17 protein-coding genes are annotated in these 18,826 nt (G+C 71.6%); 9 read left to right on the forward strand and 8 right to left on the reverse strand.

Going from position 1 to position 18,826, the window contains the following annotated elements:
- Positions 1–2 precede the first annotated feature (2 nt).
- The 3 genes from ACQUQD_RS13245 to ACQUQD_RS13255 all read right to left on the reverse strand — a co-directional run bounded on the left by ACQUQD_RS13245 (position 3) and on the right by ACQUQD_RS13255 (position 2,513).
- Complete coding sequence (locus ACQUQD_RS13245; protein WP_428952255.1) at positions 3–1,754, reverse strand: glycosyltransferase family 2 protein; 1,752 nt, start codon at positions 1,752–1,754, stop codon at positions 3–5.
- Positions 1,755–1,866: 112 nt separating this feature from the next.
- A complete protein-coding gene (locus ACQUQD_RS13250) occupies positions 1,867–2,163 on the reverse strand; it encodes an MTH1187 family thiamine-binding protein (protein WP_428952256.1) in 297 nt (98 codons plus the stop codon).
- The gene (locus ACQUQD_RS13255; protein WP_428952257.1) at positions 2,160–2,513 is read right to left on the reverse strand and encodes a DUF3817 domain-containing protein; all 354 of its coding nucleotides are present in this window, start codon (positions 2,511–2,513) and stop codon (positions 2,160–2,162) included. Before ACQUQD_RS13255 ends, ACQUQD_RS13250 begins: the two co-directional genes overlap by 4 nt.
- Before the next feature lie 139 nt (positions 2,514–2,652).
- Here ACQUQD_RS13255 and ACQUQD_RS13260 point away from each other — a divergent pair, with 139 nt between their 5' ends.
- The 4 genes from ACQUQD_RS13260 (at position 2,653) to ACQUQD_RS13275 (ending at position 5,320) form a co-directional block, all read left to right on the forward strand.
- A complete protein-coding gene (locus tag ACQUQD_RS13260) occupies positions 2,653–3,291 on the forward strand; it encodes an AIM24 family protein (RefSeq protein ID WP_428952258.1) in 639 nt (212 codons plus the stop codon).
- Complete coding sequence (locus ACQUQD_RS13265; RefSeq protein ID WP_428952259.1) at positions 3,291–3,941, forward strand: AIM24 family protein; 651 nt, start codon at positions 3,291–3,293, stop codon at positions 3,939–3,941. Before ACQUQD_RS13260 ends, ACQUQD_RS13265 begins: the two co-directional genes overlap by 1 nt.
- Positions 3,942–3,964: 23 nt before the next feature.
- Positions 3,965–4,714 (forward strand): AIM24 family protein, encoded by a 750-nt coding sequence (locus ACQUQD_RS13270; RefSeq protein ID WP_428957546.1) that lies wholly within the window; start codon positions 3,965–3,967, stop codon positions 4,712–4,714.
- 129 nt (positions 4,715–4,843) lie between these two features.
- Positions 4,844–5,320, forward strand: a complete 477-nt coding sequence (locus ACQUQD_RS13275) for a MarR family winged helix-turn-helix transcriptional regulator (protein WP_428952260.1) — start codon at positions 4,844–4,846, stop codon at positions 5,318–5,320.
- A gap of 76 nt (positions 5,321–5,396) precedes the next feature.
- Here ACQUQD_RS13275 and ACQUQD_RS13280 read toward each other — a convergent pair whose 3' ends face one another.
- A complete protein-coding gene (locus ACQUQD_RS13280) occupies positions 5,397–6,815 on the reverse strand; it encodes an ATP-binding protein (protein WP_428952261.1) in 1,419 nt (472 codons plus the stop codon).
- Positions 6,812–7,483: a response regulator transcription factor gene (locus ACQUQD_RS13285; RefSeq protein ID WP_428952262.1), complete on the reverse strand. Its 672-nt coding sequence runs from the start codon at positions 7,481–7,483 to the stop codon at positions 6,812–6,814. The genes ACQUQD_RS13280 and ACQUQD_RS13285 overlap by 4 nt, the downstream gene beginning before the upstream one ends.
- Positions 7,484–7,606: 123 nt before the next feature.
- Here ACQUQD_RS13285 and ACQUQD_RS13290 point away from each other — a divergent pair, with 123 nt between their 5' ends.
- Complete coding sequence (locus ACQUQD_RS13290; RefSeq protein WP_428952263.1) at positions 7,607–8,245, forward strand: PepSY domain-containing protein; 639 nt, start codon at positions 7,607–7,609, stop codon at positions 8,243–8,245.
- 35 nt (positions 8,246–8,280) lie between these two features.
- Here the strand turns inward: ACQUQD_RS13290 and ACQUQD_RS13295 are convergent, their stop codons facing one another.
- The 3 genes from ACQUQD_RS13295 to ACQUQD_RS13305 all read right to left on the reverse strand — a co-directional run bounded on the left by ACQUQD_RS13295 (position 8,281) and on the right by ACQUQD_RS13305 (position 11,816).
- On the reverse strand, positions 8,281–9,471 hold the full coding sequence (locus ACQUQD_RS13295) for an MFS transporter (RefSeq protein WP_428952264.1): 1,191 nt from the start codon (positions 9,469–9,471) through the stop codon (positions 8,281–8,283).
- 121 nt (positions 9,472–9,592) lie between these two features.
- Positions 9,593–10,549 (reverse strand): methylmalonyl Co-A mutase-associated GTPase MeaB, encoded by a 957-nt coding sequence (gene meaB, locus ACQUQD_RS13300; protein ID WP_428952265.1) that lies wholly within the window; start codon positions 10,547–10,549, stop codon positions 9,593–9,595.
- Between the two features lie 64 nt (positions 10,550–10,613).
- Positions 10,614–11,816, reverse strand: coding sequence for an acetyl-CoA C-acetyltransferase (locus ACQUQD_RS13305; RefSeq protein ID WP_428952266.1), 1,203 nt, complete (start codon positions 11,814–11,816; stop codon positions 10,614–10,616).
- A 137-nt stretch (positions 11,817–11,953) separates the two neighbouring features.
- On the opposite strand from ACQUQD_RS13305, the gene mce reads away from it, so the two are divergent.
- The 4 genes from mce (at position 11,954) to ACQUQD_RS13325 (ending at position 18,826) form a co-directional block, all read left to right on the forward strand.
- Positions 11,954–12,394 (forward strand): methylmalonyl-CoA epimerase, encoded by a 441-nt coding sequence (gene mce, locus ACQUQD_RS13310; protein ID WP_428952267.1) that lies wholly within the window; start codon positions 11,954–11,956, stop codon positions 12,392–12,394.
- 254 nt (positions 12,395–12,648) lie between these two features.
- Positions 12,649–16,635 carry a polarized growth protein Scy gene (gene scy, locus ACQUQD_RS13315; protein WP_428952268.1) on the forward strand — a complete coding sequence of 1,329 codons (3,987 nt, stop codon included), beginning with the start codon at positions 12,649–12,651 and terminating at the stop codon, positions 16,633–16,635.
- A 183-nt stretch (positions 16,636–16,818) separates the two neighbouring features.
- On the forward strand, positions 16,819–17,754 hold the full coding sequence (locus ACQUQD_RS13320; RefSeq protein ID WP_018535394.1) for a cellulose-binding protein: 936 nt from the start codon (positions 16,819–16,821) through the stop codon (positions 17,752–17,754).
- Positions 17,755–17,827: 73 nt separating this feature from the next.
- Positions 17,828–18,826, forward strand: coding sequence for an ABC transporter ATP-binding protein (locus tag ACQUQD_RS13325; protein WP_428952269.1), 999 nt, complete (start codon positions 17,828–17,830; stop codon positions 18,824–18,826).

Below are 18,826 nucleotides of genomic sequence, written 5' to 3' on the forward strand. Positions count from 1 at the left end.
ACTCAGTTCCCTCCTGTACTCGTCGTGCTGGTGACCCGCCGCGTGACGGTGATGGGGGCCGGCTCCGGTTCGGTCCTGGGGGCGGCCCGGCGCTGCGAGACGGCCCACACCGCGACCGGCGCGAGCGCGATGCACAGCGCGAGAGCCGCCCAGGTGCGCATGGCCACATGGGTGTGGACGAGGACGACGGACGCCGCGAGGGACGTGGCGAGCACGGCCGCCCAGAAGAGATGGATACGGAACGTCAGCACCCGGTCGGGGCTGGCGTCGCCGCCCTTGGGGGTGACGACGAAGCGGCTGGGGCGGCGCAGCAGGGCCGCGCCGAGCGACTTCAGATAGATGGGCGCGGAGATCGCCGACATGGCCATACCGGCCAGACCGCCCGAGCCCTCCGGTTCGTGCGGCGAGACGTTGTGCCGCCGGTTCCACAGGTAGAGGCCGATCTGGAGCGCGGCCGCGTCGCTGTAGAGCATGAGCCACACGGACGCGGAGACCTCGGTGCCGGAGGCGCCGAACCACAGGAACAGCACGCAGCTCAGCACGCCGAGCAGCCAGTTGACGGCCGTCATCGGGTAGTAGACGAGCATCATCGTGTACGAGAAGAGACGGCCCGGCGGCATCGAGAACGGTGCCTTCCAGTACTGCTTGAACAGCGTCTCGTACGTGCCGCGCGACCAGCGCATCTGCTGGGTGAAGAAGTCCGTCCAGGAGGCGGGCCCCTCGCCGACCGCGAGCACGTCGGGCGTGTAGACGGAGCGCCAGTTGTGGCCGGTGCGCGGGTTCTTGTGGCGGTGGATCTCGAAGCCGGTCGCCATGTCCTCGGTGATCGAGTCGACGAGTCCGCCGATCTGCTTCAGGGCGCTGATCCGTACGACGTTGTTGGTGCCGACGAACATGGGCGCCCGGTAGCGGTTCCCGGCGCGCTGGATCAGCGCGTGGAAGAGGAACTGCTGGGACTCGGCGGCCTTGGTGACCGGGGAGGTGTAGTTGCCGTAGACCTGCGGTCCGACGACGAAGGCGACGTCCGGGTCGCGGAAGTAGCCGAGCATCCGCTCCAGGAACTCGGGGAGCGGCACGTGGTCGGTGTCGACGGAGGCGAAGAAGTCGTAGTCCTCGCCGTGCATCGCGAGCCAGGCGTTGTAGTTGCCGTGCTTGGTGCGGGTCTTGTGGGCGCCCTTCTTCTGGTTCCACTCCGGGACGCCGAAGCGGGTGAAGTGGCGGACGCCGAGTTCGGCGCAGAGCGCCTTGGCGGTCTCGTCGTTGCCCTCGTCCAGCAGCCAGACGTCGAGCGGCCCGTCGTGGGTGAGGCGCACGGCCCCTTCGAGGGTGGCCCGCACCATCGAGAGGGGTTCCTTGCCGGGGACGTACGTCGTCAGGAACGCGACCCGGGTGCCCCGTTCGGGGACGACGGGCACGGGGTCCCTGGCCACCATCGTCGCGTGGGCGATCGAGATGACGTTGATGAGCATGAACAGCTCGATGAGCCCGATCGCGACGAGCATCGCGATGTCGAGCGAGACGAGCCAGCTCTCGCCGCCCTCGCGTTCCACCCAGTGGGTGGGCCACACGAGATAGACGAGCAGCACCCCGGTGAGCACCGGCGCCAGGGTCATCAGCAGGACGGCGCGTATTCGGTGGGGCTCACGCGAGAGCAGCGATATGTACTGCACCTTGTAGCCGCGGTCGCGCGGCGGCTCGGTGAGCGGCCCCGCGATTCTGCTGTAGGTGTCGTAGTCATAGCCCTCAGGCCGCACAGCGCCCTCCAGGTTCTGGTGATCGAGCGTGCCGATACCCTCACAAAAGGTGAGATTTCTCGGCGTGTCGAACCAGAGGGCGCGTACGAGTGAGGTAAAGAACGCGGACGGCTCAGCCGTCGGCCAGATGCCGCTCCACGGTGGCGACCTTCGACGTCAGGCCGTCGGTGACGCCGGGCCGGATATCGGCCTTCAGGACCAGGGAGACCCGCGGCGCCCGCTCCTCGACCGCGGCGACGGCGCGCCGGACGACGTCCATGACCTCGTCCCACTCGCCCTCGACGGAGGTGAACATGGCGTCGGTGCTGTTCGGGAGGCCGGACTCGCGGACCACGCGGACCGCGTCGGCGACGTACTCCCCCACGTCCTCGCCGACCCCGAGCGGGGTCACGGAGAAGGCGACGATCATGCGTTCACGATCCCTTCCTGGCGGGCGCGGGCGGCGATGGCCGCGTCGACCGCGGTCTCGGCCTCCCGCTTGAGCTTGCGCTCGGCGAAGAAGCCGCCGGTCGGCAGGACGGACAGGACGAAGTAGAGCGCGGCCCGGCCGAAGCCCCACTTGGCACGGTTCCACGCGTCCAGCCAGAAGAGGACGTAGAGCACGAACAGGACGCCGTGCACCATGCCCATCACCGGCACCGCGTTGAACTCGGTCGTGCGCTTCAGGACCGAGCAGACGAGCAGCAGGATGAACGAGACGGCCTCGGGCGCGGAGACCAGGCGGAGGCGTCGGAGGGCGGAGGCGGTCTTGATGTCCACGGGGCACCTTCGGCAGAAGCGGCGGGCTACGGGCAAGCGGTCATTGATCTTGTGAATGTACGCACAAGCGTTTCCCATTGTGGCATCGCGCCCGTCGGGGCCTGTCGGCGGGCTCCCCGCGCCAGCTACCTTCGACCTCGTGGCAACGTTCCGACTCCAGGGCAGCAAGATGCTGGCCGTCGACATGACGGGCGACAGCGTCAAGGCGAAGAACGGATCGATGGTCGCCTACGACGGCCGGATGACGTTCAAGAAGCTGAGCGGGGGTGGCGAGGGGATACGGGGCATGGTGACCCGGCGCATCACCGGCGAGCAGATGGTGGTGATGGAGGTGAAGGGCCAGGGGACCTGCTGGTTCGCCGACCGGGCCAGTGAGATCAACCTGGTGGATCTGCGCGGGGACAGGCTGTACGTCGAGTCGAGCAATCTGCTGTGCACGGACGCGGGCCTGCGGACCGGGACCTCCTTCACGGGGATGCGCGGCGCCTCCCAGGGCAACGGCCTGTTCACCACGACCGTCGAGGGGCACGGCCAGGCGGCGATCATGAGCGACGGTCCGGCCGTGGTGCTCCGGGTCGGCCGCGACCACCCGCTGACCGTCGACCCGGGCGCGTACATCGCGCACCAGGGGAATCTGCACCAGTCGTTCCAGTCGGGCGTCACCTTCCGTACGTTCCTGGGGGAAGGCGGCGGCGAGGCGTTCCAGATCCGGTTCGAGGGCGACGGGCTCGTCTACGTCCAGCCCAGCGAGCGCAACACGATCGCGGGGGACGTCTGATGCCTTTCCGTGAGATCAACTCGAAGATGGTCGAGGCGACCGTCCTGCCCGGGCAGCGCCTCTACAGCCAGCGCGGCGCGATGCTCGCGTACAAGGGGGACGTCTCCTTCACGCCCAACCTCCAGGGCGGGCAAGGGGGGTTGATGTCCATGCTCGGGCGGCGGGTCGCGAACGAGGCGACGCCGCTGATGACCGTCGAGGGCAGCGGGACCGTGCTGTTCGGGCACGGCGGCCACCATGTGCAGGTGATCAGCCTGTCGGGCGACACCTTGTACGTGGAGGCGGACCGGCTGCTCGCCTTCGACGGGTCGCTGCAGCAGGGCACGATGTTCATGGGCGCGCAGGGCGGCGTCATGGGCATGGTGCGCGGGCAGGTCACCGGGCAGGGGCTCTTCACGACGACGCTCAAGGGTCAGGGGGCCGTGGCCGTGATGGCGCACGGCGGCGTCATCGAGGTGCCGATCACCCCCGGGCGGGCCGTGCATGTCGACCCGCAGGCGTACGTCGCCCACCACGGCGACGTGCGCAACAAGCTGTCCACGGCGCTCGGCTGGCGGGACATGGTGGGCCGCGGCAGCGGCGAGGCGTTCCAGCTGGAGCTCAGCGGGAACGGCGCGGTGTACGTCCAGGCCTCGGAGGAGAAGCTGTGACCGGCCCTGTGGTCTTCGACCCCATGACGTTGCCCGTCGACGACAACGTCAACGCGTACACCTTCTGCGTGGAACTCAAGAACAGCCAGTGGTTCCTGCAGAAGGGCAAGATGATCGCCTACTACGGGCGCATGGAGTTCAACGGCATCGGGCACGGCCGGCTCGACCGGCTGATCCGTACGTCGTTCCACTCGCCGTTGCACGCGAGCGACTGGGTGGTGGCGGAGGGCAGCGGCAAGATGCTGCTCGCGGACCGGGCCTTCGATGTGAACTCGTACGACCTCGATGACGGCAACCTGACCATCCGCGCGGGCAATCTGCTCGCTTTTCAGCCAACTCTCGCGCTGAAGCAGTCCATCGTGCCGGGCTTTCTGACACTCATTGGCACCGGCAAATTCGTTGCGGCATCAAATGGTCCGGTGGTGTTCATGGAGCCGCCGATCCGGGTGGATCCGCAGGCCCTCGTCGGCTGGGCCGACTGTCCGTCGCCGTGCCACCACTACGACCACGGCTATCTGACCGGCGTGATCGGCGGTCTACGTGCGATGACGGGCGTCGGCGGGGTCTCCGGCGAGGAGCACCAGTTCGAGTTCGTGGGCGCGGGGACGGTCCTGCTGCAGTCCAGTGAGGCGCTGATGCCGGAGCGGGTGGCGGGTGACGTGCCTCACCAGGCGGGCGTCCCGGGCGCCGGCCCGGCCGGCGCCACGGGCCAGCCGGCGGCACCGCGTCTTCCCGGACAGCTCGGAGACCTCCAGCGTCGCTTCGGGCTGTGAGCGGTAGTCTGCGGAGTGTGACGTCGAACGCGTGACCCCTTTCCGTGCGGCCCGCGGGCGCACCGGGGTGGGAGGCGTCACAATCCCCACGTTCGTTCGCCTTTCAACTTCTTAGGTAGAATCGATTTCATGGAGACCGAAACGGCCACGCAGTGGCTGACCGACGAGGAACAGTGCGCCTGGCGCACCCACCTGGAGGTCAACAGGCTGCTGAACTACCAGCTGGAGAAGGATCTCCAGCCCTTCGGCCTGACGATGAACGACTACGAGATCCTGGTGAACCTCTCCGAGGCCGAGGACCAACGGATGCGGATGAGCGACCTGGCTGCGGCGACCCTGCAGTCCAAGAGCCGGCTCTCGCACCAGATCACCCGCATGGAGAACGCGGGCCTGGTGCGCCGCGAGAACTGCGAGTCGGACCGGCGCGGCCTCTACACCGTGCTCACGGACTTCGGCATGGAGACCATGCAGAAGGTCGCCCCGCACCATGTGGCGTCCGTGCGGCAGCACTTCGTGGACCTCGTCCCGCCGGAGGGCCTGAGCAACCTCCACAAGGCACTCAGCCCCATCGCCGAGCACTTGCGTTCGCAGCGCGGCAAACCGTGACAGTTGCGAATCCCCGGGGCCACGGAGGACCGCCGACCTTCTCCGGGCCCCGTCGCAGCACGGCGATTTTTCCCGACTAGCCGACGGGCAGCCCGAGTTCGAACAGGGCCCCGCCCTCCGGCGCGCTGCGCACCGTCAGCGTGCCGCCGTGCCGCACGGCCACGTCCCGGGCGATGGCAAGGCCCAGACCCGCCCCGCCGCCGTCCCGGGAGCGTGCGTCGTCGAGCCGCACGAACCGCTCGAAGATCCGCTCCCGCTCGCTCTCGGGCACGCCGTCCCCGTCATCGGCGACGGCAAGATTCACCCGGTCCCCGGCGGCGCCCCCGACGGTCAGCGTGACCCGGACGCCGGTGCGGGCGTGCCGCTGCGCGTTGTCCACCAGATTGCCGAGCACCCGCGCCAACTGGCCCCGGGAGCCGGTGACCTGGGCACTGCCCCGGATGTCCACGGTGACCGGGAGACGGTCCCCGGTCCGCTGGGAGAGCTCCTCGCGGACCAGCGCGGCCAGGTCGACACCCGCGCCGCCGGGCTTCTCGCCCGCGTCGAGCCGGGCCAGCAGCAGCAGATCGGCGGCCAGCTCCTGCAGCCGTACGGTGTCCTCGACGGCGCCCTCCACATCGAGCAGCTCCGGGTGCGCGGCGCCGACTTCGAGCTGGGTGCGCAGGCTCGCGATCGGGCTGCGCAGCTCGTGCGAGGCGTCCGCGACGAACCGGCGCTGCCGCTCGACCGAGTGCTCCAGGGCCGCGAGCGTCTCGTTCGTCGTCCTCGCCAGCCGCGCCACCTCGTCATGGGTGTCCGGCTCGGGCACCCGGCGCGCCAGGTCCTGTGACGCGGTGACGGCGGCCATCTCGGCGCGGATGCCCTCGACGGGCCGCAGCGCGCGCCGCGTCACCAGCCAGGTGACGCCGCCGACGACCACGAGCAGCACCGGGAAGCCGATCAGCATGGCGGTCAACGCCGTGGACACGGCGCCCTGTTCGGCCGACAGCGGGGCGCCCGCGAACACGGTCAGCTCGCCGTACGCGGTGTCCTCGACCTCCACCTCGGCGAACCGGTAGTCGGCGCTGTCGCCGTCGACGGTCGCGCTGCCCTCGTGGTACGCGGTCCGGTCGGAGACCTTGCCGCGGCCGCGGTCGTCATCGTCGCCGGAGTCGTCCCCGTCGTCGGTCCGGGCCGGCACGGGCCGCACCGCGCTCGTGCCGGTCCCCTCGATCCGCTCCAGGTCCTCGGACGCGGCCAGCAGTCTGCCGTCCTCGTCGACGACCTGGACGGGCTGGTCCTCGTCGTCCAGGTCCAGTTCGCCGGGCCCGGTCCCGGTGGCCAGGGACGTGGCGACGCGGCGCGCCCCCGAGTCGGCGGCGCTGCCCGCCTGCTCGGTGAGGTTGGTGCGCAGGGCGAGCAGCACGGCGGCGCCGGCCGCGACGAGGGCGAGGGCGACCACGAGCGTGGCGGCGAGCGCCGCGCGCGCCCTGACCGAGCCGAAGACCCGCCTCACCGGGGGATCTCCAGCCGGTACCCGGCGCCGCGCACGGTGCGGATGAGGGAGGCGCCGAGCTTGCGGCGCAGGGCGCTGACGTACACCTCGACGATGTTCGGATCGCCCTCGTACGCGAAGTCCCACACATGCTCGAGGATGTCGCTCTTGGACACCACCTCACCGGCCCGCTGCACGAGCTGCTCCAGGACGGAGAACTCCTTCGCGGTCAGGGCGACCTCACCGTTCTCGGCGTGGGTGACCCGGCGGGCGGCGGTGTCCACCGCGTACGGCCCGACGGTGTGCACGGGCGAGGCGCTGCCCGCGCTCCCCCGGCGCCGCAGCAGCGCCTTCACCCGGGCGACGAGGACGACGTACGAGAAGGGTTTCGTCAGGTAGTCGTCGGCGCCGGTGTCGAGGCCCTCCGCCTCGTCGTACTCGCCGTCCTTCGCGGTGAGCATCAGGATCGGCACGTCGTGGCCGGCGGCGCGCAGGGCGGCGCAGACCCGGTAGCCGTTCATGCCGGGGAGCATGATGTCGAGGACGATCAGGTCGTAGGCACCCTCGCTCGCGCGGTGCAGTCCCTCGAGCCCGTCGTGGACCACGTCGACGGCGTAGCCCTCGGCGGTGAGCCCCTTGGCCAGCGACAGGGCGAGCCGCTTTTCGTCCTCGACGATCAGTAGGCGCATACGGGCAAGGGTGGCAGGCCGAACCTGAAGACTCCTTCAGGCTTCTTCAGCGGGGCTTCAGGATCACTCAGGCAGCTTGGTTCCCGTCGGACCACACGATGCCGTACCGAACGGGAGATCCTCATGAAGCGCCGTACCACCGTCATCTCCGCCGTCGCCGCCGTCGCGCTGATCGGCGCGGGCACCGCCACCGCGGTCGCCGTCTCCGGCGACGACGGCTCCGCGAAGTCCACCGCGAACCGCTCCAGCGTGCGGGTCGTCGACGACGGCGTGAGCGACGCGCAGGAGAACGTGAACGAGGCGAAGGGCGCCCAGGTCAAGGCCGAGGACGCGATCGCCGCCGCCCTGAAGCGGACCCCGGGCGTCGCGGTGGGCGCCGACCTCGACTCCGACGACGGCCGCCTGGTCTGGGACGTCGACGTCATCGGCTCGGGCAGCACCTGGCACCACATCGAGGTCGACCCGGGCACGGGCAAGGTGCTCGGCTCACACGTCGAGAAGGACGAGAAGGACGAGGACGACGACCCGGCGCGCGTCGCGGGCGCGCTGAAGAACGCGTCGACGTCCGCCGAGGACGCGGCCCGCGCCGCGGCCGCCAAGGGCACGGTGACCTCGGTGGACGCGGACGACGACGGATCGGTCCGGGTCTGGGAGGTCGAGACGACCTCGGCGGACGGGACGCAGCGGGACTGGCACGTGGACCTCGGGTCCGGTGCGGTGACGGTGGACCGGGCGTCGTCCTCCGACGCGGACGACGACTGACCGTCCGCAGCGGCCGGCCCGAACCGGGGCGCGGTTCACGCGGCGGGCTCCAGGGCCGGAGTCCGCCGCCACCCCACCGACACGGCCGCAGCCACCAGCGGAGCCGTCGCCGCCGCCGCGAAGCACACGGGCAGCGGGAACTGGCCCACCAGGAGCCCCACCCCGGCCGTGCCGGCCGAACTCCCCGCGTTCAGCGAGGTGTTGACCCACGCCCCGGCCTGCGTGCGGAACCCGGGATCGACCGCCTCGTCCGCGGTCAGGTAGGCGGTGGTCAGGGCCGGTGCGACGAAGAGGCCCACGCACGCCGCCGCCACCGCGAGGGCGGGCAGTGAGGGGGCGAGGGCCGCGCCGCCCAGCGCCAGTGCCAGGCCGAGCGCCAGGAACGGCAGCCGGGAGCGGGCGGCCCAGGGCAGGTCCAGTGCGCCGTTGAGCAGACCGCCGGCGGCGCTGCCCGCGGACAGGGCGGCCAGGATCCACGCGGCCGCCCCGTCCCGCCCCCGGTCCTCGGCGAACGCCAGCACGAGCAGATCGGCCGCGCCGAGCGCGAGCCCGACCCCGAGCGTCACGATCACGGGCCGGCGCAGCCCCCGGGCGAGCTTCCCGCGGGCCGCGCGCGGGCGCCGGGTCCGCGGCTCAGGGACCACCGCCGCCACCGGGGGCGAGGCCACGAACACCAGCGTGCCCACCGCCACCAGGGCGGCGCTCAGGGCGATCCCGAGGGCGGCCGGTGCGAACAGGACGAGGACGCCCACCAGCAGGGGCCCGCCCACGAGGAGCAGTTCCTCGGCGACGCCGTCCAGGCTGTAGGCGCGCTGCAGCAGCTTCCGGTCGGGCAGGAGCCCGGCCCAGACCGCGCGCATGGTGGGCCCGAGCGGCGGAGTGAGGCAGCCGATGGGCAGGGCCAGCGCCACCAGCAGCGCGCCGGGCGTTCCCGGCCGCCAGGTGAGGGCGGCGAAGACCGCGAGCAGCGCGGCGTACCCGAGGGCCATCGGGGGCAGCGCGCGGCGCGGGCCGTACCGGTCGATGAACAGGGCCCGCAGCGGCGACAGCAGGACGCTGGCGGCGCCGTACAGCGCCATCACCGCACCGGCGACGGCGTACGAGCCGGTGGCGGCGTTGACCGCGAGCATCAGGGAGAGAGCGACGGTCCCGTACGACAGCCGCCCGAGCAGGGCGGCGCCGAAAGTGCGCAGGGCGTACGGGTACCGCAACACAGCGGCGTACATGACGGTTGTCCTCCGGGCATGCGGGAGAGCTCGACGGGGCGTGGACGCACCGGAGCTCTACGCACGGAGGAATGACATGCCGGCACCGTAACAGGGGGCGGCGCGCGGGAACAGGTCTTTCTCAGGAGCCCGTGAGGCCCTCCACCAGCTCGTCCGCCGCCCGGTAGGGATCGAGCTCCCCGGCCACGATCCGCTCGGCCAGCGCGCCGAGCCGCCGGTCCCCGGAGAGGTCGCCGATCCGCTCCCGCAGCGCGGTCACCGCGATCGTCTCGACCTCCCGTGCCGCGCGGGCCGCCCGGCGCTCGGCCAGCACCCCGTGCTCCTCCATCCACGCGCGGTGCTTCTCCAGCGCCTCGACGACCTCGTCGACGCCCTCGCCGCGCGCCGCGACGGTCTTCACGATCGGCGGCCGCCAGTCGCCGGGCGCGCGTGACTCACCGAGGCCCAGCATGTGGTTCAGCTCGCGCGCGGTGGCGTCGGCGCCGTCCCGGTCGGCCTTGTTGACCACGTACACGTCGCCGATCTCCAGGATTCCGGCCTTGGCCGCCTGGATCCCGTCGCCCATGCCGGGGGCGAGCAGCACGACGCTCGTGTCGGCCTGCGAGGCGATCTCGACCTCGGACTGCCCGACGCCGACGGTCTCCACGAGCACGACGTCGCAGCCGGCGGCGTCCAGCACCCGGATCGCCTGGGGTGCGGCCCAGGCGAGGCCGCCGAGGTGGCCGCGGGTGGCCATCGAGCGGATGTAGACGCCCGGGTCGGACGCGTGGTCCGACATCCGCACCCGGTCGCCGAGCAGCGCGCCGCCGCTGAAGGGGGACGACGGGTCGACGGCCAGCACCCCGACCCGCTTGCCGGCCCGGCGGTACGCGCTCACCAGCGCCGACGTCGACGTGGACTTGCCGACGCCGGGCGAGCCGGTGAGCCCGACCACGTACGCGTTGCCCGTGAGGGGCGCCAACGCGGCCATCACGTCACGCAGCTGCGGGGACGCCCCCTCCACCAGCGAGATCAGCCGGGCCACGGCGCGCGGCCTGCCCTCTCTCGCCTGGGCGACCAGCGTGGGGACGTCCTGCATCACAGCTCCGTTCACTCAGTTCCGTACGGAAGGCCGTACGAAGGGCCGTACGGACAACGACCGGTTACGCCTTGGGTACCCGCACGACGAGCGCGTCACCCTGACCGCCGCCGCCGCACAGGGCGGCCGCGCCGACGCCGCCGCCGCGCCGCTTCAGCTCCAGGGCGAGGTGCAGCACGATGCGCGCGCCGGACATTCCGATCGGGTGACCCAGGGCAATGGCACCGCCGTTGACGTTCACCTTTTCCGAGGACACCCCGAGGTCCTTCATTGACTGCACCGCGACGGCCGCGAACGCCTCGTTGATCTCGATCAGGTCGAGGTCGCCGACCTCCAGGCCCTCCTTCCTCAGGGCGTGCTGGATCGCGTTCGAGGGCTGCGACTGCAGGGAGTTGTCCGGGCCCGCCACGTTGCCGTGCGCGCCGATCTCGGCGATCCACTCCAGGCCGAGCTCCTGCGCCTTGGCCTTGCTCATCACGACGACGGCGGCGGCGCCGTCCGAGATCTGCGACGAGGTGCCGGCGGTGATCGTGCCGTCCTTGGCGAACGCGGGGCGCAGCTTGCCCAGCGACTCGGCGGTCGTCTCGGCGCGGATGCCCTCGTCCTTGCTGAACAGGACCGGGTCGCCCTTGCGCTGCGGGATCTCGACGGGCGTGATCTCGGCCTCGAACAGGCCGTTCTTCTGCGCGGCGGCGGCCCGCTGGTGGGAGAGCGCGGCGACCTCGTCCTGCTCGGGGCGGGCGATGCCGAGGCGGGTGTTGTGCTTCTCCGTGGAGGCACCCATGGGGATGTTCTCGAAGGAGTCGGTCAGGCCGTCGTACGCCATCGCGTCGAGCATCTCGACCGCGCCGTACTTGTAGCCCTCGCGGGACTTCGGCAGCAGGTGCGGGGCGTTGGTCATGGACTCCTGGCCGCCGGCGACCACGATGTCGAACTCGCCGGCGCGGATCAGCTGGTCGGCCAGCGCGATGGCGTCGAGGCCCGACAGGCAGACCTTGTTGATCGTGAGCGCCGGGACGTTCATCGGAATGCCCGCCTTGACCGCGGCCTGCCGTGCCGGGATCTGCCCTGCCCCGGCCTGCAGCACCTGGCCCATGATCACGTACTGCACCTGGTCGCCACCGATTCCCGCACGGTCGAGGGCGGCCTTGATCGCGAAACCTCCGAGGTCGGCCCCGGAGAAGGACTTCAGCGAGCCGAGCAGTCGGCCCATGGGCGTCCGCGCGCCCGCGACGATCACTGAGGTGGTACCGGTCGTTCCAGACATGAGGCACGGCCCCTTGGAGATGAGGAGTGAACGAGGGTTTACTCGAATGTACTGAGCGGTACGCCGCGCGTCATCGCCCGGCAAGTGTGATCGCGCGCACGTTGCGTAACCACCCCGGACCGCGCTGCACTGACAGCATGCTGACGCGAATCGACCACATCGGGATCGCCTGCCACGACCTCGACGCGACCGTCGAGTTCTACAAGGCCACGTACGGCTTCGAGGTGTTCCACACCGAGGTCAACGAGGAGCAGGGCGTGCGCGAGGCCATGCTCAAGATCAATGAGACGAGCGACGGGGGCGCCTCCTACCTCCAGCTGCTCGAACCCACCCGCGAGGACTCCGCGGTCGGCAAGTGGCTGGCCAAGAACGGCGAGGGCGTGCACCACATCGCCTTCGGTACGGCGGACGTCGACGCGGACGCCGCCGACATCAGGGAGAAGGGCGTACGCGTCCTGTACGACGAGCCGCGACGGGGCTCCATGGGGTCGCGCATCACGTTCCTGCACCCCAAGGACTGCCACGGTGTCCTGACCGAACTCGTCACTGCCGCCCCACAGGAGTCGGCGGAGCACTGACCTCCACATACTCGGGCCGGTAGGGTTGGGGGGCGGCTGTCGCGTGCAAGCGGACGTGACGGGGCAGCCGTGGGCCGGGGTCCGGGTATCGGGGGACAAAGGGTCGGAGCAGTCGGGCAGCCAGGCGGGCAGTAGACCGCAAGCCCGAGGCGCCGACGTTTTCGATCTGACACCATTCCCCGGGGGCCCCGTTCGGCGGATGGACGGAGCTCGTAAGGAAGTACTTGCGACCAGGGGACGGATGGGACCGCGCAGTGCGGGGCTACGAGAGCCAGGACGGCCGGAAGCCGGCTGAGACCGACCATCTCTCGCGGTTCGAGGCCGAGATGGACCGGCTGAAGACCGAGCGGGAGAAGGCCGTCCAGCACGCCGAGGACCTCGGCTACCAGGTGGAGGTGCTGCGCGCCAAGCTGCACGAGGCGCGGCGCAGCCTCGCGACCCGGCCTTCCTACGACGGGGCGGACATCGGCTACCAGGCCGAGCAGCTGCTCCGTAATGCCCAGATCCAGGCCGACCAGCTGCGCGCCGATGCCGAGCGCGAGCTGCGCGAGGCCCGGGCGCAGACCCAGCGCATCCTCCAGGAGCACGCCGAACAGCAGTCCCGGCTCCAGGCGGAACTGCACACCGAGGCGGTCAACCGGCGCCAGCAGCTCGACCAGGAGCTGGCCGAGCGCCGGCGCACGGTCGAGAACCACGTCAACGAGAACGTGCAGTGGGCCGAGCAGCTGCGGGCCCGCACCGAGCAGCAGGCCCGACGGCTGCTCGACGAGTCCCGTTCCGAGGCCGACCAGTCGCTCGCCGCGGCCCGCGCGGAGGCCGAGCGGGTCGCCTCGGAGGCCCGCCAGCGGCTGACCAGCGAGGCGGAGAACGCGAGCGCCCAGGCGCAGGCGATCCTGGCGCGCGCCCGGCAGGACGCCGAGCGCCTGCTCAATGCCGCGTCGACGCAGGCGCAGGAGGCCACCGACCACGCCGAGCAGCTGCGCTCCTCGACCACCGCCGAGTCCGACCAGGCCCGCCGCCAGTCCGCCGAGCTGAGCCGCGCCGCCGAGCAGCGGATGTCCGAGGCGGAGACGGCGCTGCGCGAGGCCCGCGCCGAGGCCGACAAGGTCCTGACCGAGGCCAAGGAGGCCGCGGCCAAGCAGCTCGCGAGCGCCGAGTCGGCCAACGAGCAGCGCACGCGCACGGCCAAGGAGCAGGTGGCCCGCCTCGTCGCGGAGGCCACCAAGGAGGCCGAGTCCACCAAGACGGACGCCGAGCAGGTCGTCGCCGACGCCAAGGCCGAGGCCGAGAAGCTGATCGCGGAGGCCAAGGAGAAGGCCCGCACGGTCACCGCGGAGGAGACCGCGGGCGAGCTCGCGAAGGCCGCCCGGACCGCCGAGGACGTGCTCAACAAGGCGTCCGAGGAAGCGAAGTCGACGACCAGGGCCGCCACCGAGGAGGCCGAGCGGATCCGCACCGAGGCCGAGGCCGAGGCGGACCGGCTGCGCGGTGAGGCGCACGACCTGGCCGAGGAGCTCAAGGGCGCGGCCAAGGACGACACCAAGGAGTACCGGGCCAAGACGGTCGAGCTGCAGGAGGAGGCACGGCGGCTGCGCGGCGAGGCCGAGCAGCTGCGCGCCGAGGCCGTCGAGGAGGGCGAGCGGATCCGGGCCGAGGCCCGCCGCGAGGCCGTCCAGCAGATCGAGGAGGCGGCCAAGACCGCCGAGCAGCTGCTGTCCAAGGCGCGCACCGACGGCGACGAGCTGCGCGCCACGGCGACGGCGGAGAGCGAGCGCGTCCGCACCGAGGCGATCGAGCGGGCCACGTCGCTGCGCAAGCAGGCCGAGGAGACGCTGGAGCGCACGCGCGCCGAGGCCGAGCGGTACCGCGCCGAGGCCGAGGAGCAGGCGGAGGCCACCGGGGCCGAGGCGGAGCGCGCCGCGCAGGCCCTGAAGGAGGAGACCGAGCGGGCCATAAGCGCCCGGCAGGACGAGGCGGCCCGTGAGCTGACCCGGCTGCACACCGAGGCCGAGGAGCGCCTGACCGCGTCGGAGACGACGCTGAACGACGCGCGCGCGGAGTCCGAGCGGCTGCGCAAGGAAGCCGCCGACGAGAGCGAGCGCCTCAGGTCCGAGGCCGCCGAGCGGGTTCGGACGCTGCAGGCGCAGGCCGAGACGGAGGCCGAGCGGCTGCGCACGGAGGCCGCGGCGGACGCCTCGACGACCCGCTCCGAGGCGGAGAACGTCGCGGTGCGGCTGCGGTCGGAGGCCGCCACCGAGGCCGAGCGGCTCAAGACGGAGGCGCAGGAGTCCGCCGACCGGATCCGCTCCGAGGCGAGGAACGCGGCGGAGCGCATCTCCACGGAGGCCGCCGAGACGCTGGCCGCCGCGCAGGAGGAGGCCGGGCGCCGGCGCCGCGAGGCTGAGGAGACGCTCGGCAGCGCCCGCCAGGAGGCCGACCAGGAGCGCGAGCGGGCCAGCGAGCAGAGCGAGGAGCTCCTCGCGGTGGCGCGGGCCCGGGTCGACGAGGCGCAGGCGGAGGCCGCGCGGCTCGTCGAGGAGGCGGACCAGCGGGCGACCGAGATGGTCACCACCGCCGAGCAGACCGCGCAGCAGGTCCGCGACTCCGTGTCCGGGCTCCAGGAGCAGGCCCAGGAGGAGATCGCCGGGCTGCGCAGCGCCGCCGAGCACGCGGCGGAGCGTACGAAGCAGGAGGCGCAGGAGGAGGCCGACCGGGTCCGCTCCGACGCCTACGCGGAGCGCGAGCGCGCCACCGAGGACGCGAACCGGGTCCGCAGCGAGGCCGCCGCCGAGTCGGAGGCCGCCAAGTCCCTTGCGGAGCGCACCGTCTCGGAGGCGATCACCGAGTCGGAGCGGCTGCGCACGGACGCGTCCGAGCAGGCCCAGCGGGTGCGTACGGAGGTGTCGGAGCTCCGTTCGGCCGCCGACCAGGACGCTTCCCGTACCCGTGCGGAGGCCCGCGAGGACGCCAACCGGATCCGGTCCGACGCGGCCGCGCAGGCCGACACCCTCATCGGCGAGGCGACGGCCGAGGCCGAGCGCCTGACGTCGGAGACGAACGCGGAGGCGGAGCGCGTCCGCGCCGAGTCCACCGCCACGGCCGAGGAGCTGGTCGGTACCGCGACCACCGAGGCCGAGCGGCTGCGCACCGAATCGACGTCCGCCGCCGAGCAGTTGACGGCCGAGACCCGCACCGAGGCGGAGCGGGTGCGCACCGAGTCCGTGGCCCAGGCCGAGAAGCTGATCTCGGACGCGACGGGCGACGCGGAGCGGCTGCGCGCCGAGGCCGCCGAGACGGTCGGCTCCGCGCAGCAGCACGCCGAGCGGATCCGCAGCGACTCCGAGCGGGTCAAGGCGGACGCCGCGGCGGAGGCCGAGCGGATCACGTCGGCCGCGCGGGACGAGGCCGATCAGACCCTGGACGAGGCCCGCAAGGACGCCAACAAGCGGCGTACGGAGGCCGCGGAGCAGGTCGACAAGCTCATCACGGAGTCCGCCGCGGAGGCCGACAAGCTGACCCGCGAGGCGCAGGAGGCGGCGCAGAAGACGACCGCGGACGCGGAGGCGCAGGCCGACACGATGGTCGGCGCGGCCCGCACCGAGGCCGAGCGGCTGGTCGCCGAGGGCACCGTCGAGGGCAACGCGCTGGTGGAGAAGGCCCGTACGGACGCGGACGAGCTGCTCGTCGGTGCCCGCCGGGACGCGACGCAGATAAGAGAGCGCTCCGAGGAGCTGCGCGACCGCATCACGGGCGAGATCGAGGAGCTGCACGAGCGGGCCCGGCGCGAGTCGTCGGAGGCCATGCGCAACGCGGGAGAGCGCTGCGACGCCCTGGTCAAGGCCGCGGAGGAGCAGCTCGCCGAGGCGCAGGCCAAGGCCAAGGAACTGCTGAACGACGCCAATTCGGAGGCCGGTAAGGTCCGGATCGCCGCGGTGAAGAAGGCCGAGGGGCTGCTCAAGGAAGCCGAGCAGAAAAAGGCCGAGCTCACGCGCGAGGCGGAAAAGATCAAGGCCGATGCCGAGGCCGAGTCCGCGAGCATGATCGAAAAGGGTCAGCACGAGCTCGACGTGCTGGTCCGGCGCCGCGAGGACATCAATGCCGAGATCTCCCGTGTCCAGGACGTCCTGGAGGCGTTGGAGTCTTTTGAGACGCCGTCCGGCGGCGGGGGCAAGGACGGTGGCGTCAAGGCGGGCGCCGCGGCAGGATCCACACGTTCGAGTGGCAAGGGAGCAGAGGGCTAGCCAGGAAGGCAACTGGCGTGCTTGGTAAGGACCTTCGGCCCTTCATCTGGCAAGCACTCCGCCGCTACGCCACTCAAAAGGGGTGTCATTCTCCAGATCAAACGGGCATCTGCTCGATGACACGCCGCTTTGACCCCTAGGATTCCCTCTATCACCTCACCGGTCTCATTCGACAGGAACCCCATGAGCGACACTTCCCCCTACGGCTTCGAGCTTGTGCGGCGTGGGTACGACCGCGCTCAGGTGGACGAACGCATTTCGAAGCTCGTCTCCGACCGTGACAGCGCTCTGGCCCGTATCACTGCTCTGGAAAAGCGCATCGAGGAACTCCACCTCGAGACGCAGAACGCCCAGGCCCAGGTGAACGACGCGGAGCCGTCGTACGCCGGGCTCGGCGCCCGCGTCGAGAAGATCCTCCGCCTCGCCGAGGAGGAGGCGAAGGACCTGCGCGAGGAGGCCCGCCGCGCCGCCGAGCAGCACCGCGAGCTCGCCGAGTCGGCGGCCCAGCAGGTGCGCAACGACGCGGAGTCGTTCGCCGCCGAGCGCAAGTCCAAGGCCGAGGACGAGGGCGTCCGGATCGTCGAGAAGGCCAAGGGCGAGGCGACCGCGCTGCGCACCGAGGCGCAGAAGGACGCGCAGTCCAAGCGCGAGGAGGCGGACGCCCTCTTCGAGGAGACCCGCGCCAAGGCCGCCCAGGCCGCCGCGGACTTCGAGACGAACCTGGCCAAGCGCCGCGAGCAGTCCGAGCGCGACCTGGCCTCGCGTCAGGCCAAGGCCGAGAAGCGTCTCGCGGAGATCGAGCACCGGGCCGAGCAGCTGCGCCTGGAGGCCGAGAAGCTGCGCACCGACGCCGAGCGCCGGGCCCGCCAGACGGTGGAGACGGCCCAGCGTCAGGCCGAGGACATCGTGGCGGACGCCAACGCCAAGGCGGACCGGATCCGCAGCGAATCGGAGCGCGAGCTGGCGGCGCTGACGAACCGCCGCGACTCGATCAACGCCCAGCTGACGAACGTCCGCGAGATGCTGGCGACGCTGACCGGTGCGGCGGTGGCCGCCGCCGGTGCGCCTGCCGAGGACGAGCCCATCTCCCGTGGGGTTCCGGCACAGCAGTCCCGCTAGGACACTCAGCAGCACAGGAGCCCCCTGCCACGTCTAAGTGGCAGGGGGCTTTTGCCCGTTTTAGCGTGGCCGCATGATCGAGCTAGAGGGGCTGACCAAGCGCTACGGCGAGAAGACGGCCGTCAACAACCTCACCTTCACGGTGCGGCCCGGCATCGTCACCGGCTTCCTGGGACCGAACGGCGCGGGCAAGTCCACCACGATGCGGATGATGCTCGGGCTCGACAATCCGTCGGCCGGCACGGTCCGTATCGACGGCATGCGCTACGCCCAGCTGAAGAACCCCCTCCAGTACATCGGCGCGCTGCTCGACGCGAAGGCGATGCACGGCGGCCGCAGCGCCTACAACCACCTCCTGTGCCTCGCCCAGTCCAACGGCATCCCCAAGCGCCGGGTGGCCGAGGTCCTGGACACGGTCGGCCTGACGGCGGTCGCCAGGAAGAAGGCCAAGGGCTTCTCGCTCGGCATGGGCCAGCGGCTCGGCATCGCGGGCGCGCTCCTCGGCGACCCGCAGATCCTGATGTTCGACGAGCCGGTCAACGGGCTCGACCCCGAGGGCATCCACTGGATCCGCAACCTGATGAAGTCCCTGGCGGGAGCGGGCCGTACGGTCTTCGTCTCCTCGCACCTGATGAGCGAGATGGCGCTCACCGCCGACCACCTGGTGGTCATCGGCCAGGGCCGCCTGCTCGCCGACACCTCGATGGCGGACTTCATCCGGCAGAACTCCCGCAGCTACGTCCGGCTGCGCTCGCCCCAGCGCGAGCGGCTCCTCGACGTCCTGCACGAAGCCGGGATCACCGTCGTCGAGTCCGGCAACGGCTGCCTGGAGGTCGACGGGGGCTCCCCCGAGCAGCTCGGCGAACTCGCCGCGAGCCACCAGCTCGTCCTGCACGAGCTGAGTCCCCAGCAGGCATCGCTGGAAGAGGCGTTCATGCAGCTGACGGCCGAGTCGGTCGAGTACCACGCGCACTCCGGCGCACCCCCGCAGGCCGGGCCCCCACCGGCCGGGCCCGGGCCGGGCTGGGGTGCGGGCTGGCAGCAGCGGAACAACGACGGGAAGGGGGCCTGA

Source organism: Streptomyces sp. cg35, from assembly GCF_050410835.1.
Classification (GTDB): Bacteria; Actinomycetota; Actinomycetes; order Streptomycetales; family Streptomycetaceae; genus Streptomyces.